Genomic DNA, 14,982 nt, shown 5'->3' on the forward strand with positions numbered 1-14,982 from the left:
GTCACGACGATTGATGTGAGCCGACGGTGCTTGCTTGTCCCTGAGCCCTTCTCCGCAGGCCGACAACGACCCAGAGCAGCGCCAAGGCAAAACTGCTCAGGGCCAGCCACTGGATGGCATGACGCAGCTCGCCGGCGAAGACCATTACCAAGGCCACCACCAGCGGACTGACGAATTGACCGATGTACAGGCACGAGGTAAACCCGCCCATGCCCCGGCCGCGGGTGCTGGCGGTCAAGGCATTCATCACCGGCGCCATCACGTTGGGCACCAGCAACCCCGCCCCCAGGCCCTGGACGAACACCGCCACCAGCACGTCGTTGTAGCTTTGCCCGCGCATCAGCAGCCACAGCCCCAACCCCATCAGGCCGAGCAGCAGCGCGTTGCAACCGGCAATGCCGAAACGCCGGCGCAGCAACGGCCACATCAGCGAACCACCCAAGGTCGCCAGCAGGCTCAGTCCCGCGGCCAGGCCAATCATGGTGCTGGAGGTGATGCCCAGGCTGACCAACAGCGTCGGCGCCTGGATCGGCATGACGAACGTCAGGACCATGCCGCCCAGGATCATCAGGTAGCCGGCCAGCAGTGGCAGCACGGCAACCTTGGCCGGCCCCGACGCGTCGACGCGCGGCTCGGTCAGTTGCGGCTTCGCCACCGGCGGTTCCCAGAGCACTCTCAGCATCGCCGGCACCAGCAGCAACGGCAGCAGATACAGCAGGAACGGCGCGCGCCACGAATGCTCGCCGAGCACACCGCCCACCACGAAAAACAGCGCGCCCACCAGGCCGATGGTCACCACCTGGCGATTGACGTAGCGCAGCCGCTCCTCACCCTGCCAATAGTCGGCGATCAGCGTCGCGCAGCAGGTCATCACCGCCGCCTCCGTGCAGCCGAACAACAGCCGCGCCCCCACAATCGAAGGCAGGCTCTCGAGCATGGCCGGCAACGCGCCGAGCAAGGCGTAGAGCACCGTGGCAATCACCAGCAAGGCCTTGCGCCCGACCCGGTCGGCCAACCAGCCCGCCAAAGGCGCGCACACGGCAATCGCCAGGGCCGGGCCGGTGATCGCCAACGGCACCAGCAGATCGGCCCGCGGTTCCAAGGGGCCGAATTCGGCGCCCAACCTGGGCAGGATGGGCGTGACCATCACCGCGCCCATGATCGTCAGGCTGCTGCCCAGCATCAGCACCCCGCCTTCGCGCCAACCGGCCTGGCGCGACGGAGTGGCCGCCGGTGAAACGGAATTTGACTGGTTCATGGCGAGCCTCTTTTAGAAACTGTGAGAAATACGCAGCGCCGTGGTGTAGCCCTCGGCGCGGTTTCGCGCATCGAGCTCCTTGTAGACGTGCAGCCACACCGGGGGTATGCCGGGCTTGAAGTAGCTCACCGCCGGCCCGACCGCCAACACCCGGGCGCGATTGCCCGCTTCCAGGCCCGGCGCATCGTCGTCGGTGAATTGCCGGTAGTAAAAACCGCCCACGCCGACGGTCCATGGGCCGACGTGTTGGCCCACGGCGAACTCGTGACGGTACTCGACGCCATTCTTGTAGTCGGTGGCGTGGTTGCGCGTATTGATGTCGGCTTCGAAGCTCGAAGACACCTCGAAACCGCTGTCGGAGATGTACGTGGCGTTGAGGATCGGTGAGAAGGTCCAGTGGTTGAGACCCGGTGAGATCAAGCGATCCTTGTCGTAGTCGCCCGTGGGGGCCTGGATCTGGAACTGGGCGTTGACGAACAGGTTCGGCGACAAGGTCCACTGCAGGATCACCGGCAGCACCTGTATATCGGCCATGCGGAACGGATCGGCTTCCAGGTCCAGCGGGCCGATGGGTGTCTGCACCCGCACCGAGGCGTCCATCTGGAAGAACGGCACGACGGCGCCGAAGCCGTACTTGGCGCCCAGCACGGTGTAATCGGTCATGTGCATGTAGGCGACGCCGAGGGACAAGATATCCAGGGACAAATTGTTGTCCACGGACTTACCGTGACGATCCTTCTGCACGTTGGCCGAGTAGAACGCGGTGCGCAGGCCGACGGTGCCAAAGGGCGTGGCCGGCGGCATCATCCCCGCGCCGAAGTCGTAGACCCCGAACGCCGTGGTCGGCGCACCGTTTTCGGTGCCATGGGCAGCGCTACAGACAGCGATCAATCCCAGGGTTAACCCAGTACAGCGCAAGACGTTGGTTTTATTCTTCTGATTCATCGAATGCCCCTCCCGACCATGTGGTGTAGGGGTCATCCTAGGGAGCCGGCCAGTCAGCCGTTATCCGTTTTCAGCACAGATGCGTGCGACGCAGGGTTTGTGAAGGTGTCTCGCCGAACAGCACTCGATAGTCGCTGGAAAACCGGCTCAAATGCCAGAAGCCCCAGCGTGCCGCCACCTCCTGTACACCTTGGGCATGGCCGCCGCTGCGCAGTTCACGACGCACGGCATTGAGGCGCAACGCCCGCAAATAGGCCACGGGGTTGATGCCCAGCGTCTCCTGGAAGCAATACTGCAGTTTTCGCCGGCTGGCACCGATGTGGTTGCACAGGTCGAGGATCGACAGCGGCTCATCGACATGGGTCAAGGCATATTCCCGAGCGCGGTCGACCATGCGCTTGCGCGCCGTGGGGTTGAGCGGCGGCGCCTCATCCGGTGCCACCAGTTCCAGTATGTGCAGCATCACCGTGTCACGCAGGCCACGGCGGATCGACTCGTAACCCAGTAACGAGTCACGCCCCTGCTCGCCGCCTTCAAGCTCATCGAACAATGCCGCAAGCTCGGCGGGCAACGTCGAGTTGCCGAGACGGTAACACTTGGGAAGATCGGTAATTCGAAAGCGACTGCCCTGTCGTTCCAGCACATGCTCCAACGCCTGCTCGTCGATGGCGACACCGAGCAGGTCCAGATGTTGAGGCGTGCGCAGCTCAGGCAGGTTATGGCCACGGGCAACCAACAGGCTGGACTCGACAATCGGGTGCCCGGAGCAAAAGACCGGCCCGTCCGCACTCAGCGGCACGCTGAAAGTGATGGACCCCTCCCAGGCCATGCCTTGCTTGGTCAGGGCCTGGTTAGAGCGGTCGCGCACCAGCTGCATCCACTCCGAGCGGAACTCGATCAATTCACCGTCGAAGCGCCCGGGGGTCAACTGGTCATAGCAAACCTGCCAACCGCCCATGTTCCGGGCGTGCTCGTCGATGTCCGTGGTGCGAAACCGATTGATCGGCAGCATCGGCAACCCATCCGACGAGACCACGGGCTGCGCCATGTTGTCATTGTTCATTGACCCGACCTTTGATGATTCCAGGGCTTATGGATCAAACCCAGGCAAGTTCCATTCCGCCTGGCAGGCCACTCGTTCAATTGTGCCGAAAACGGATAGACTCCTTCACCTCTCCTGACAAAAATCCAGCGCGAAGCGATCATGAACGAAATGACCCTGGATATCGGCATCGTCGCCGAGTCCATTTGCCAACCGCGCACTTTGGTATTCCTCGCCTACCCGCAGATGGGCCTGCTGGACCTGACCGGCGCCCAGACCGTGTTCTGGGCCGCCACCAAAGCCATGACCGAACGCGGCCTACCCGGCTACGCCATGCACACCGCCAGCCTGGCAGGCGGGTTGATGCAAAGCGCCGAGGGCCTGGTCGTGGCTACCCGTGCCCTGCATGAACTTGATGGGACGCTCATCGACACCCTGATCGTCCCCGGTGCACCGGACATACGGCAGGCAATGATCGACTGTGTCGACCTGGTGCAATGGCTGCGCGATGCTTCGTCCCAGGCCAGGCGCACCGCATCGGTGTGCAGTGGCACCTTCCTCATGGCCCAGGCCGGGTTGTTGGACGGACGCCGGGCCGCCACCCATTGGGCCATGTGCGAGATGCTCAAGAGTGGGTTCCCGTCGATCGAGGTGGACCTCGATGCGATCTTCATCCAGCAGGGCAACGTGTGGACCTCGGCCGGGGTCAGCGCCGGCATCGACATGGCCCTGGCATTGGTCGAAGCCGACTGCGGTCGCGACGTGGCCTTGCAGGTGGCCCGTGAGCTGGTGGTGTTTCTCAAGCGCCCCGGCGGGCAGGCGCAGTTCAGCCAACTGTTGCAATTGCAGATGCAGGAGAGCGCCGGGTTCGACGAGTTGCACGTCTGGATCTCCGAACACCTGGACGACAATGACCTCACCGTCGAGCGGTTGGCCCGCCAAGCCAGGATGAGCCCACGCAATTTTGCCCGGGTCTACAAACGCCACACCGGGCGAACCCCGGCCAAAGCCGTGGAAATGTTCCGCCTTGAAGCCGCGCGTCGAATGCTCGAAGACTCCCAGCGAAACATCGACCAGATTGCCCGCGCCTGCGGCTTCGGGGACGAGGAACGAATGCGCCACACGTTCCAGCGCCACCTGTCGATTTCGCCCCGGGAGTATCGCAACCGGTTTTCCCGCTGAGCGCGAGCCCTGCGGCGTCGTCCTGTCAGGCCACTTGCCTGGATCCCTCCTGCGACTCGCCCTGCTCGGCCAGGAGCGCGCTGCAACGGGAACGCAACCAACGCTCCCCCGGATCATTGTGCGAGGCGCCGCGCCAGACCATGGAAAGCGCGTGCTGGGGCAAGCAGATGGGGGCCGCTTGCGCGCGCATGCCGGTCGTCACAGCCATGGCCTGGGCAACGTAATCCGGCACGATGGCGATCATATCGCTCTCGGCCAACAGCATGGGCAAGGCGCTGAACTGCGGCACGGTCAAGACCACTCGGCGCTGGCGGCCCATCAGGCATAACGCGCGGTCCGAATCATCGATGACATTGCCCATGGACGACACGACGGCGTGGGGCCGACGGCAGAATTCGTCCAAGGTCAGTTCGCCGGGCTGCGAGTCGGCGCGCAACAGCATCGGTCGAATTGGCCGCAGTGTCTTGCGCCGGGCATTGGCCGGCAGTTCCAGGGTCGGGCTGATGCCCAGGGAAATCTCGCCGCTGGCCAACAGTTGGGATACCTGCCATTGATCGGCCCGGCGCACCACCAAGGTGGTGCCTGGTGCCTCGACCCGCAGGCGGCGCAACAGCTCCGGCAGCAACGCGTACTCGACGTCATCGCAAAGGCCGACATGGAAGGTCGCCTCGCTGGTGGCCGGCTCGAATGCCTGGCAACGGCTCAAGGCAGCGGCGATGCCGTCCAGGGCCGGTGACAGATTGGAGAAGATTTCCTGCGCCCGGGAGGTCGGCTCCATCAACCGTCCGGAACGGATGAACAAGGGGTCATCGAACATCAACCGCAGCCGCGCCAGGGCGCTGCTGATCGTTGGCTGGCCGAGAAACAGCTTTTCGCTGACGCGGGTCACGTTTCGCTCGTGCATCATGGTTTCGAAGACCACCAGCAGGTTGATGTCAGCACGACGCAGGTCATTTCTGTTCATCATAGTCGTCGCCCCAGGCACCAGGCCATTGAGTCAGGAGTGGACACGTTCATCGCCTGCGTCCTCCATCAAGGCCTACGGCGACGAGGTGTTGAAAGCGTAATCCCCGCGGCGCACCCGGTCTGTTGTACGTGGGGACACTCGTCTCACCCTTTGGGCCATGCCATCGATACTTCGGTATACACCCACGCCGGACGCCCCCTGCCTTTGTGGCGAGGGAGCTTGCTCCCGCTGGGCTGCGCAGCAGCCCCAACACTGTCAACGCGGTGTGCCAGGTTGATCCAGTCCGCTTGGATTGGGGGTGCTTCGCACCCCAGCGGGAGCAAGCTCCCTCGCCACAGGTTTGTGTTTTGTTGGCCGATGGCGTGGATTGTTCAAATCCCATTATTTGCGCCCCCAACCTGTGGCGAACAGTGCACTTTGTGGCGAGGGAGCTTGCTCCCGCTGGGCCGCGCAGCGGCCCCCTCTTTGTCACGGCCTGGCGGGATTTCAGGGTTATATGTCCTACCTCAGGCAAAGCCGCGCTTCGTAAGATACGAGTCGATGCTCTGCCCCCGACATCCCAGAGCGAGACCATGTAATAACAGAAGGTCTGCCAGCGTGCCCCTACCCTCCGCGATGCTCAAGCATGTCTATGACAGCCTGCGATACACGCCAAGCCAGGGTGGGTCTCGGCCGTCGATGGGCATCAGCACCCACCCACTGGTCAATGCCCTGGGCTGGGCGGTGGGCCTGGTGGTGGCCTGCGGGATTTTCATCATCAATTCCGAAACCCATTCCGACCTGGCCCCGACCCTGCTGTACATCACCTTGTTGTTAATGGCAGCCAACCTGTTTTCCATCAACCTGGTGATCACCGTCGCGCTGATGTGCATGGGCCTGCTCACCGCGATGTTCTTGTACAACGGCGGCTATCACCGCTGGGAATCGACCACCGGCTTCTTCCGCTGCCTGACTGCATTGTCGGCGATCGCCTTCCTGGCCCTGCGCAGCAAGCGGGCTTGCGACAATCTACGGCACAACGAGGCCTACCTGATCGGCGCCCAGCGCCTGAGCCAGACAGGCAGCGTGGGCTTTCGCGGTGATCGGCAAGCGCTGTCCTGGTCGCTAGAGTCGGCAAGGATCTTCGAGTACCCGCCCAACAAGACACCGACAGTGTCGATGATGCTCGAGCGCACCCACCCTGAAGACCTGGAGTTGGCTCGTGGGGTTTTCCTACAGGCCGCCGCTGGCGAACCGCAGATCGAGGTCAAGCTACGCCTGCTGATGCCGGATGGACGCATCAAGCACATCCACATGATCGCCAGCCCCCTGTTGCTCCAGCACGGCCGATGCCAGTACCTCGGCGCACTCATGGACGTGACGGCCAGCAAGCAGGCCGAAGAAGCGCTGTTCCGCGCCCAGAGCCAACTGGCCCACGTCACGCGCTTGACCTCCCTGGGGGAAATGGCCGCGTCCATTGCCCACGAGGTCAACCAGCCGCTGACGGCCATCACCAGCAGCGGCGAGGCCTGCCGCCGGTGGCTCGAACGTCCCGAGCCGGACCTTGGGGAAGCCTTGGATTGTCTCGATCGGATCGTCGCCAACGGCTGTCGCGCCAGCGAGGTCATCAGCGGTATCAGGGCGCTGTCGCGCAAGTGCGATCCGTTGCGCCAACCCGAGAGACTGGACGACATCGTTCGCGAGACCCTGAACCTGGTCCAGCAGCAACTGGCGCATCATAAAGTCCGGACGAAGGTGGACCTGGCAGCGCCCGATGGCCGGATCAGCGCGGACCGGGTACAACTGCAGCAAGTGATCATCAACCTGATCATCAATGCCTGCCACGCCATGGATGGGGTCAAGGTCCACGAACGAACTCTGCACATAAGCACCTGGACGGAGAATGACGAAGTGCTGCTGGAGGTGACCGACCACGGAACCGGCATTGCGCCCGAGGTCCTGCCGTCATTGTTCAATGCGTTTTTTACCACCAAGGAAAACGGCCTGGGCATGGGCCTCTCCATCTGCCGCTCCATCATCGACTTCCATGACGGCAGGATCTGGGCGACCAGCGAGGCCGACCAAGGCACCTCGTTCAGGTTCGCGCTGCCGCGGCTCACTTGCACCGCTCTGTCGGCAAGCAGCCAATGAACGCCATAACGAGCCCGGTCATCGACAACGACCCCATCGTCTATATCGTTGACGACGACGCACCGCTGCGCCAATCCCTTGGTAGCCTGCTGCGCTCCATCGGCCTGCAGGTCCATCTGTTCGGTTCGGTCGCGCAGTTCATGGGCCATCCCAGGCCAGACGTGCCCAGTTGCCTGGTGCTGGATGTCCGGCTGCAAGGTACCAGCGGCCTGGATTGCCAACGGCAGCTGGCCGCCGCCAATGTTCAATTGCCGATCGTGTTCATGACCGGTCACGGTGACATCGCCATGACCGTGCGGGCGATGAAAGCCGGTGCCGTGGACTTCCTCGCCAAACCGTTCCGCGAACAAGACCTGATCGACGCCGTGACCGCCGCCCATCACCAGGACCGCCAGCGGCGCGAGTCCGAACGCGGCCATCAGCAAGTGTTTGAGCGCCACGCCACCTTGACGCCCCGGGAACAGCAGGTCATGGCGCTGGCGGTGTCGGGCCTGATGAACAAGCAGATCGCCGGGGAACTGGGCTTGAGTGAAATCACCGTAAAAATTCACCGCGGCCAGGCCATGCGCAAGATGTGCGCGCGCTCGTTCGCCGATCTGGTGCGCATGGCCCAGGTGTTGGAACTGCGCGGCAAGCATTAGAAAGTTCATACCCACGTATACTTGGCGGAACCATCGGACGGCGTATCTTGCAGTGACACGGGCGCCTTTATGGCTACCTGATATCACCTCCAGGTATCGACATGTCCAACACGGCAATTATTTCAATCATTGATGACGATGAGTCAGTTCGAATTGCATTGGATGGCTTGTTACGTTCCCATGGTTACCAAGTTAAAACATACGCCAGCGCCTTGGATTTTCTATCTTTTGGTGAACTTGAAAGCACGGCGTGCCTGATATCGGATGTTCAAATGCCCGGCATGACCGGTATTCAAATGTACGATCGATTGGCGACCCTGGGCATTCTTATCCCGATCATCTTCATCACTGGATATCCCGGCGTCCCCCCTCGTGTCAGCGTTGCTGCACCCAAGCCAGTGGCATTTTTCCCGAAACCCTTTGACTGCGCTGAGTTGATCGCCTGCATCGAGTCGGTACTCACCCGGTCTGCTTGACCACTGCGCCCCTTCATACCTTCGTATAGATCACCCCTACCCAGGCATAGCCCCGATGACCTTATGTAGAAGTGTTAAACACAGGTCCTGCCAATAAGCTTTCCCACAGCGAACCGAAACTGAATGTGCTCGATATCAATTCATTGAAGCCCGGCATTTTTGGAGTAGTTCGCGACACGGTCACGCTGAAACAGTTAAACAAATCAACGTATCGATTTTGTCTTCGGGAGCTCATCATGAAACAACATATTCTGGTTGTTGGCGCAGGTTTCGGCGGAGTCTGGAGCGCATTGAGCGCCGCCCGCCTACTGGACCAACACGATCGCAATGACGTGCAGATCAGCGTCCTGGCCCCCCAGGCTGAACTGCGCATCCGACCTCGCTTCTACGAGCCAGACGTCCATACCATGGCCGCACCGCTGGGTGACCTGTTCGACGCGGTGGGCGTGAAATTCGTCCAAGGCTCGGCGAGCAGTATCGATGTCGACAATAAGCGGGTTGGCTACGTGGATGTGTTCGGCACCCAGGGCACCCTGGGCTACGACCGCCTGGTGCTCGCGGCGGGCAGCCAACTGGTTCGCCCTGACCTCGAAGGCATGATCGAGCACGCCTTCGACGTTGATGAAATCGAACAGGCCACCCGTCTCGAGGCCCACCTCAAATCCTTGAAAAATCTGCCAGACAGCCCGGCCCGCAACACGGTGGTGGTGGCTGGCGGCGGCTTTACCGGGATCGAAACCGCCACCGAAATGCCCGCACGCCTGCGCGCTGCCCTCGGCGATGACGCGGACATCCGCGTCATCGTGGTAGATCGCGGACCGCAGATCGGCGCAGCGTTGGGCGACGGTATTCGCCCGTCCATTGTCGAAGCGTCCGAGCACCTGGGTATCGAATGGGTCCTCAACGCCTCGGTCGAGTCGGTGGATGCCGGTGGCGTTACCCTGTCGAGCGGCCAGCGTATCGAGTCCCATACCGTGATCTGGACCGTGGGGTTCCGCGCCAGTCCGCTGACCCAGCAGGTTCCCGGCACCCGTGATCGCCAGGGTCGCCTGCACGTCGATGCCAACCTGAAAGTCCTGGGCCAGAACGACATATTTGCCACCGGTGACGTGGCCTACGCCGCCACCGACACCCTGGGCAACTACGCCGCGATGTCCTGCCAGCACGCCATCGCCCTGGGCCGCTATGCCGGCAATAACGTCGCGGCCGACTTGCTGGGCGTCGCGCCGATGGCCTACAGCCAACCCAAGTACGTGACCTGCCTGGACCTCGGTGCCTGGGGCGCGGTGTATACCGAAGGCTGGGATCGCCAACTCAAATTGGTCGGGCAAGAAGCCAAGGAGCTCAAGACCCAGATCAACACCGTGTGGATCTATCCGCCGGCGGCTGATCGCGCGACCGCCCTGGCCGCGGCCGATCCATCGATTCCGGTAGCCTGAGTCCCGTATCCGACCCCGGCCAGTCCCTCCTTTCTGCGCCGGTCTTTCCCGGACGCCTGCCAACGATACTTGGGCAGGCGTTTTTTTTTAGGCGCACGTCCCCAAGCCAGGTTGAATATCGTCACTGCCCAGCAAAATCCGTAGCAATGCCCGCCCCTTACGCCTTGTGCACAAGGTAAGGTAGGCAGAAATCATCCGGATCGAGGTGTGCCGTGGCGTCCTATTCCTTGCGTCAGCTGAAGTACTTCGTCACCACCGTCGAATGTGGCAGCGTCGCTGAAGCGTCCCGCAAGCTGTACATCGCCCAACCGTCGATCGCCACCGCCATCAAGGGCTTGGAAGACAGTTTCGGCGTGCAACTGCTCATTCGTCATCACGCCCAGGGCGTATCGTTGACGCCCGGTGGCGCGCGTTTCTACCGCAAGGCCCAGGAGCTGTTGCGCATGGCCCGGGAGTTCGAGCAGAACGCGCTGGCCGACAACGACGTGGTCAGCGGGCAGATCGACATCGGCTGCTTCGAAACCGTCGCCCCGCTCTACCTGCCGCGGCTGATCGCCGGTTTCCGCGAGCGCTTTCCCGGGGTGGAAATTCGCGTACAGGATGGCGAACAACAGGAGCTGGTACAGGGCCTGACGGGGGGGCGTTTCGACCTGGCGATCTTCTATGAACACGACCTCGACAGCACCATCGAGACCGAAGCACTGACGGCACCGCAACGCCCCTATGCGCTGTTGCCGGCGGGCCATCGCTTCGCCGATCAGGCCCAGGTGTCGCTGCGTGACCTGGCCCTCGAACCGATGATCCTGCTGGACGTACAGCCCAGTCGCACCTACTTCGTGAGCATCTTCGAAGAGCTGGGCCTGACGCCCAACATTGTGTTCAGCTCGCCGTCCATCGAGATGGTCCGAGGCATGGTCGGCCAGTCCTTCGGCTTCGCCGTACTGGTGACCCGCCCGCACTCCACCTGCACCTACGACGGGCAGCACCTGGTGTGCGTCGACATCGCCGAGGACGTGACCGGTTCGGCGCTGGTGGCCGGCTGGCTCAAGCGCGCCCACCTGACCAAACCGGCCCAATTGTTCGTGGATTACTGCAAAGAACAGTTCAAGCAATGGCTGGCCTGATGCCCATGCCACCACCCCGCCAGACATTAATCCTTGTGGCGAGGGGATTTATCCCCGTTGGGCTGCGCAGCAGCCCCCTTAAGCACTCAACCCAATCTGTCTAATACACCAGGTTGTCAGCTTTTAGGGCCGCTTCGCGCCCCAACGGGGATAAATCCCCTCGCCACAAAAAGGCTGTGTTCGCCACAGGTTCGGTCTTTGCAAGTGAATGGGGTTTGAATGCCCCACACCACCGCCCAGTCAAACACCAGACCCTGTGGCGAGGGAGCTTGCTCCCGCTGGGGTGGCGAAGCGCCCCCAAAACAAGCTGACCCAATCAACCTGCCCCCCCGCGGTGAACGCGTTGGGGCTGCTGCGCAGCCCAGCGGGAGCAAGCTCCCTCGCCACAAAAAAACGGGGTTCGCCACAGGTTGGTGGTCGCCAATAATGGATTTTGAATAACCCACACCACCGCCCAGTCAAACACCAGACCCTGTGGCGAGGGAGCTTGCTCCCGCTGGGGTGCGAAGCGCCCCCAAAACAAGCTGACCCAATCAACCTGGCACACCGCGGTGAACGCGTTGGGGCTGCTGCGCAGCCCAGCGGGAACAAGCTCCCTCGCCACAAAAAGGCTGTGTTCGCCACAGGTCGGTCTTTGCAAGTGAATGGGGTTTGAATGCCCCACCCACTCTCCAGCCATACACAAAGCGGTGCTCGTCAAAAGCGCGGTTCGCTGTCTAGCGAGCCGCCCAGGCATTGAACCGTTGTTCCAGTTCCTCGCCATGGTCGACCCAGAACTCCGCGTCCACGGCTTGGGCTTCAGCCAGGTTGGCCTCGGCGGTGGGCAACTGTTCCTGTACCGCCGTCGGCAACAACGCCAGTGTCTTGCGGTGCACCGGCCCATAAGGGATGTTTTCCGAAAATACCTTCTGGGCCTGCGGCTGGCTGGCAAAGGCAATGAACTGCTCGGCCAGGGCCTTGTTCGGGGTGCCCTTGACCACGGCCCAGTACTCCGGGTCGTACAGGCTCTGGGGCCAGACAATGCTCAACTTCATGCCTTCCTTCTGCGCCGACGCGATACGCCCGTTGTAGGCCGCACTCATCGCCACGTCCCCCGCCACCAGCCATTGCGCCGGTTGCGCGCCGGCCTCCCACCACTGGATGTTCGGCTTGATCTGGTCCAGTTTGGCGAAGGCCCGGGATACGCCTTGGGGAGTGTTCAACACCTTGTACAAGTCCTGGGACTTGACCCCATCGGCCAGCAAGGCGATCTCCAGGGTGTACTTGGCCCCCTTGCGCAGGCCGCGCTTGCCCGGGTACTCGGCGACGTTCCAGAAATCCGCCCAGGACCTGGGTGCCTTGGCGAGCTTGGTCTGGTCATAGGCCAAGACCATCGACCACACATAGGTGGCGACACCACACTCATTGAGCGCACCCGGCACATAGTTCGCCGGGTCGCCAAGGCCTGTCAGGTCGAGCTTTTCGAACAAGCCTTCCTCACAGCCCCGCAACAGCTCCGGGCTTTCCACTTCGACCACGTCCCAACTGGTGTGACCGGCCGCGACCATCGCCTTGATCTTCGACAGCTCACCGTTGTATTCGCCGGCCACAATGCTTCCTGCACCGCTGGCGTTGAAGGGTTGGAAGTAGGCCTTGTCCTGGGCCTGCTTGGTGGCACCGCCAAAGGAAATCACGGTCAAGCTCTGGGGCGCGGCCATGACGCTGGAACTCAACAACGCCAATGCACACGCAATATTGCAACGCAAGGATCTGGACATGGAGCGGTTCCTCGAAAATGCCGGCTCGCCCGCACGAGCCGGCGACGGGACTCAAGGGTGGCCGTAAGCGCGGGCGGTGTGGTCTACAGCAATAAGGCTCTGGTCGGCCCATTCGTTGATGGCGGCATCACGGGCCGCCAGCATTTTCCTGCAACGGAAATCGTTCACCTCGGCATCTCCTGGTCACGGACCATTGGGTTCACTGAGATAGCTCGCCAACCGATCCATCAAGCGATCGCAGGCAGCCATTTGTTCAACGCTCACGTACTCGTCGGGCTTGTGCCCCTGGTCCATGCTGCCGGGGCCACAGACCACCGTCGGCACGCCGGCCTGGTGAAACAGGCCGCCTTCGGTGCCAAAGGCGACGGTGCTGAAAGCGTCGCTGCCGCACAGTCGCGCAACCAGTTGGGCGGCCGCGCTTTCAGGCGAAGTGGCCAGGCCCGGGTAGGCCGACAGCGGCTCGAAACGGATCGCCGTATCCCCCGCCACCGCCTGCATCGCCGGCAGCAGGGTCTGTTGCGCATAACCTTGCAATTGCTCGACCACCACGTGCGGATTGAAATCCGGCAAGGCGCGCACTTCGAAGTCGAAACGGCAATCGGCCGGGACAATGTTCAATGCCGTACCGCCCTGGATCACGCCGACCTGCACCGTGGAAAACGCCGGGGCAAAGCGCGGGTCGTGCCGTGACGGCTCGGCCAGTTCTGCACCGATCTCGCTCAGTCGCACCATCAGGCGCGCGGCCTGCTCGATGGCGTTGACACCGTAAGGTGCATAGGCCGAATGGCAGGCCGCGCCTCGAACATGGCAACGCATCGCCAACTTGCCTTTGTGCCCCAACACCGGTTGGAGTTGGGTGGGTTCGCCGATCAGGCACAAGGCCGGTTGAGGGATGCGTTGTGGCAACACCTCCAACAGGCTGCGCACGCCCAGGCAACCGATCTCTTCGTCATAGGAAAACGCCAGGTGCACCGGCCGGCTCAGCGGGCTGGACAGAAACATCGGCACCGCCGCCAGCACCGAAGCCAGATATCCCTTCATGTCCGCCGTACCGCGCCCGAACCATTTGCCGTCTATCTCGGTCAGTCGGAACGGATCGACCGTCCAGGCCTGCCCGTCCACCGGCACCACATCGGTGTGCCCGGACAACACCACGCCACCGGGCACCGACGGGCCAATGCTCGCCAGCAAGTTCGCCTTGGTTCCCTCGGCGTTGTAGATCAGCTCGCTATCCACGCCCAGCCCTTGCAAGTAGTCGCGCACGAACTCGATCAAGGCCAGGTTCGAATCGCGGCTGACCGTGGCAAAGCCCACCAACCGTTCGAGCAACGCCCGGCTGCGCAGCTCACTCATCACCCGGCACTCCATAACTCGGCGCCAGGGTCGGGTTGAGCGCGCGGGTCAGGTAATCCTGCAGTTGCGGCTGATAGGCGAGCCAGAGCTTTTCCAACTCGCCGATGGGGTTTTCCTCGGCCCAGTCCACCCGCAAATCGACGACGGGCCACGTCAGGTCATCGACCACCGACAGCGCTGCCGAATGCACCGCCCCAGCCTCCCCGCCCGCCGCCTGCCCGGCCTGTAACGCACTCATCAAGCGTGATGCAAGGCAGCCACCGCCCTGCTCGAAGGCGGTGACCATGGCCTCGATCACCGCAGCGTTGGCCAATAGATTGCCGGCCGCCACGCATTGCTCACCGGCCACGGCGTTGTGAGCGCCCAAGGTATGTTCGCCGCTGAACATCGCCGTGCGGCCCTCGGCATCGATTACCGCCACCTGGCGGTATTGGCTGTAGCCGTTGCGCCCCAGGATCCGCTCCAGCGCCGCTTGCGCCACCTGGCCACCGGCCAGTTCATCGAGCACCTGCGGCCCCAGGGCCGGCAGGGTAATGTTCTGACTCGACACCGCGCCGACCCCCGCCCGCAACCAGGGGCACCGGGCGCCGACGGCAATGCTCGAGGAGCTGATGGCGATGCCCAACTGGCCGGTTTCGGCACAGCGTCCAACGATGGAAAAGGTCATG

Annotated in this window: 13 protein-coding genes; 6 read left to right on the forward strand and 7 right to left on the reverse strand. The window is 62.7% G+C overall.

The features are described from left to right. Nucleotide 1: 1 nt before the first annotated feature. The 3 genes from HU715_RS10015 to HU715_RS10025 form a co-directional block, all read right to left on the reverse strand. Entirely contained in the window at nt 2-1,258 is a 1,257-nt protein-coding gene (locus HU715_RS10015) for an MFS transporter (protein WP_186705818.1), read from the reverse strand. Between the two features lie 12 nt (nt 1,259-1,270). After that, entirely contained in the window at nt 1,271-2,203 is a 933-nt protein-coding gene (locus HU715_RS10020; protein WP_186705817.1) for a SphA family protein, read from the reverse strand. A gap of 70 nt (nt 2,204-2,273) precedes the next feature. Then, complete coding sequence (locus tag HU715_RS10025) at nt 2,274-3,266, reverse strand: helix-turn-helix domain-containing protein (RefSeq protein ID WP_186705816.1); 993 nt, start codon at nt 3,264-3,266, stop codon at nt 2,274-2,276. Between the two features lie 150 nt (nt 3,267-3,416). Here HU715_RS10025 and HU715_RS10030 point away from each other — a divergent pair, with 150 nt between their 5' ends. Further along, on the forward strand, nt 3,417-4,427 hold the full coding sequence (locus tag HU715_RS10030) for a GlxA family transcriptional regulator (protein WP_186705919.1): 1,011 nt from the start codon (nt 3,417-3,419) through the stop codon (nt 4,425-4,427). Between the two features lie 25 nt (nt 4,428-4,452). Here HU715_RS10030 and HU715_RS10035 read toward each other — a convergent pair whose 3' ends face one another. Continuing rightward, nucleotides 4,453-5,394, reverse strand: a complete 942-nt coding sequence (locus HU715_RS10035; RefSeq protein WP_275957403.1) for a LysR family transcriptional regulator — start codon at nt 5,392-5,394, stop codon at nt 4,453-4,455. 678 nt (nt 5,395-6,072) lie between these two features. On the opposite strand from HU715_RS10035, the gene HU715_RS10040 reads away from it, so the two are divergent. The 5 genes from HU715_RS10040 to HU715_RS10060 all read left to right on the forward strand — a co-directional run bounded on the left by HU715_RS10040 (nt 6,073) and on the right by HU715_RS10060 (nt 11,204). Further along, nucleotides 6,073-7,524 carry a sensor histidine kinase gene (locus HU715_RS10040; protein ID WP_186705917.1) on the forward strand — a complete coding sequence of 484 codons (1,452 nt, stop codon included), beginning with the start codon at nt 6,073-6,075 and terminating at the stop codon, nt 7,522-7,524. Then, nucleotides 7,521-8,165 carry a response regulator transcription factor gene (locus tag HU715_RS10045; RefSeq protein ID WP_186705815.1) on the forward strand — a complete coding sequence of 215 codons (645 nt, stop codon included), beginning with the start codon at nt 7,521-7,523 and terminating at the stop codon, nt 8,163-8,165. The genes HU715_RS10040 and HU715_RS10045 overlap by 4 nt, the downstream gene beginning before the upstream one ends. A 101-nt stretch (nt 8,166-8,266) precedes the next feature. Then, complete coding sequence (locus HU715_RS10050) at nt 8,267-8,641, forward strand: response regulator transcription factor (protein WP_186705814.1); 375 nt, start codon at nt 8,267-8,269, stop codon at nt 8,639-8,641. A gap of 236 nt (nt 8,642-8,877) precedes the next feature. Then, on the forward strand, nt 8,878-10,080 hold the full coding sequence (locus HU715_RS10055) for an NAD(P)/FAD-dependent oxidoreductase (protein ID WP_186705813.1): 1,203 nt from the start codon (nt 8,878-8,880) through the stop codon (nt 10,078-10,080). Nucleotides 10,081-10,292: 212 nt separating this feature from the next. Continuing rightward, nucleotides 10,293-11,204 (forward strand): LysR substrate-binding domain-containing protein, encoded by a 912-nt coding sequence (locus HU715_RS10060; protein ID WP_186705812.1) that lies wholly within the window; start codon nt 10,293-10,295, stop codon nt 11,202-11,204. A gap of 716 nt (nt 11,205-11,920) precedes the next feature. Here HU715_RS10060 and HU715_RS10065 read toward each other — a convergent pair. The 3 genes from HU715_RS10065 to HU715_RS10075 form a co-directional block, all read right to left on the reverse strand. Then, nucleotides 11,921-12,901, reverse strand: a complete 981-nt coding sequence (locus HU715_RS10065) for an ABC transporter substrate-binding protein (protein WP_434576468.1) — start codon at nt 12,899-12,901, stop codon at nt 11,921-11,923. 243 nt (nt 12,902-13,144) lie between these two features. Further along, on the reverse strand, nt 13,145-14,314 hold the full coding sequence (gene argE / locus HU715_RS10070) for an acetylornithine deacetylase (RefSeq protein ID WP_186705810.1): 1,170 nt from the start codon (nt 14,312-14,314) through the stop codon (nt 13,145-13,147). Beyond that, on the reverse strand, nt 14,307-14,981 hold the full coding sequence (locus HU715_RS10075) for a DUF1028 domain-containing protein (protein ID WP_186705809.1): 675 nt from the start codon (nt 14,979-14,981) through the stop codon (nt 14,307-14,309). The genes argE and HU715_RS10075 overlap by 8 nt, the downstream gene beginning before the upstream one ends. Nucleotide 14,982 lies beyond the last annotated feature (1 nt).

It is taken from the genome of Pseudomonas zanjanensis (assembly GCF_014268745.2).
Taxonomy (GTDB): Bacteria; Pseudomonadota; Gammaproteobacteria; order Pseudomonadales; family Pseudomonadaceae; genus Aquipseudomonas; species Aquipseudomonas zanjanensis.

Excerpts from the sequence above, each read along its gene's own strand:
- HU715_RS10015 (WP_186705818.1), bottom strand. The coding sequence starts at position 1,258 with ATGAACCAGTCAAATTCCGTTTCACCGGCGGCCACTCCGTCGCGCCAG.
- HU715_RS10020 (WP_186705817.1), bottom strand. The coding sequence starts at position 2,203 with ATGAATCAGAAGAATAAAACCAACGTCTTGCGCTGTACTGGGTTAACC.
- HU715_RS10025 (WP_186705816.1), bottom strand. The coding sequence starts at position 3,266 with ATGAACAATGACAACATGGCGCAGCCCGTGGTCTCGTCGGATGGGTTG.
- HU715_RS10030 (WP_186705919.1), top strand. The coding sequence starts at position 3,417 with ATGACCCTGGATATCGGCATCGTCGCCGAGTCCATTTGCCAACCGCGC.
- HU715_RS10035 (WP_275957403.1), bottom strand. The coding sequence starts at position 5,394 with ATGATGAACAGAAATGACCTGCGTCGTGCTGACATCAACCTGCTGGTG.
- HU715_RS10040 (WP_186705917.1), top strand. The coding sequence starts at position 6,073 with ATGGGCATCAGCACCCACCCACTGGTCAATGCCCTGGGCTGGGCGGTG.
- HU715_RS10045 (WP_186705815.1), top strand. The coding sequence starts at position 7,521 with ATGAACGCCATAACGAGCCCGGTCATCGACAACGACCCCATCGTCTAT.
- HU715_RS10050 (WP_186705814.1), top strand. The coding sequence starts at position 8,267 with ATGTCCAACACGGCAATTATTTCAATCATTGATGACGATGAGTCAGTT.
- HU715_RS10055 (WP_186705813.1), top strand. The coding sequence starts at position 8,878 with ATGAAACAACATATTCTGGTTGTTGGCGCAGGTTTCGGCGGAGTCTGG.
- HU715_RS10065 (WP_434576468.1), bottom strand. The coding sequence starts at position 12,901 with ATGGCCGCGCCCCAGAGCTTGACCGTGATTTCCTTTGGCGGTGCCACC.
- argE (WP_186705810.1), bottom strand. The coding sequence starts at position 14,314 with ATGAGTGAGCTGCGCAGCCGGGCGTTGCTCGAACGGTTGGTGGGCTTT.
- HU715_RS10075 (WP_186705809.1), bottom strand. The coding sequence starts at position 14,981 with ATGACCTTTTCCATCGTTGGACGCTGTGCCGAAACCGGCCAGTTGGGC.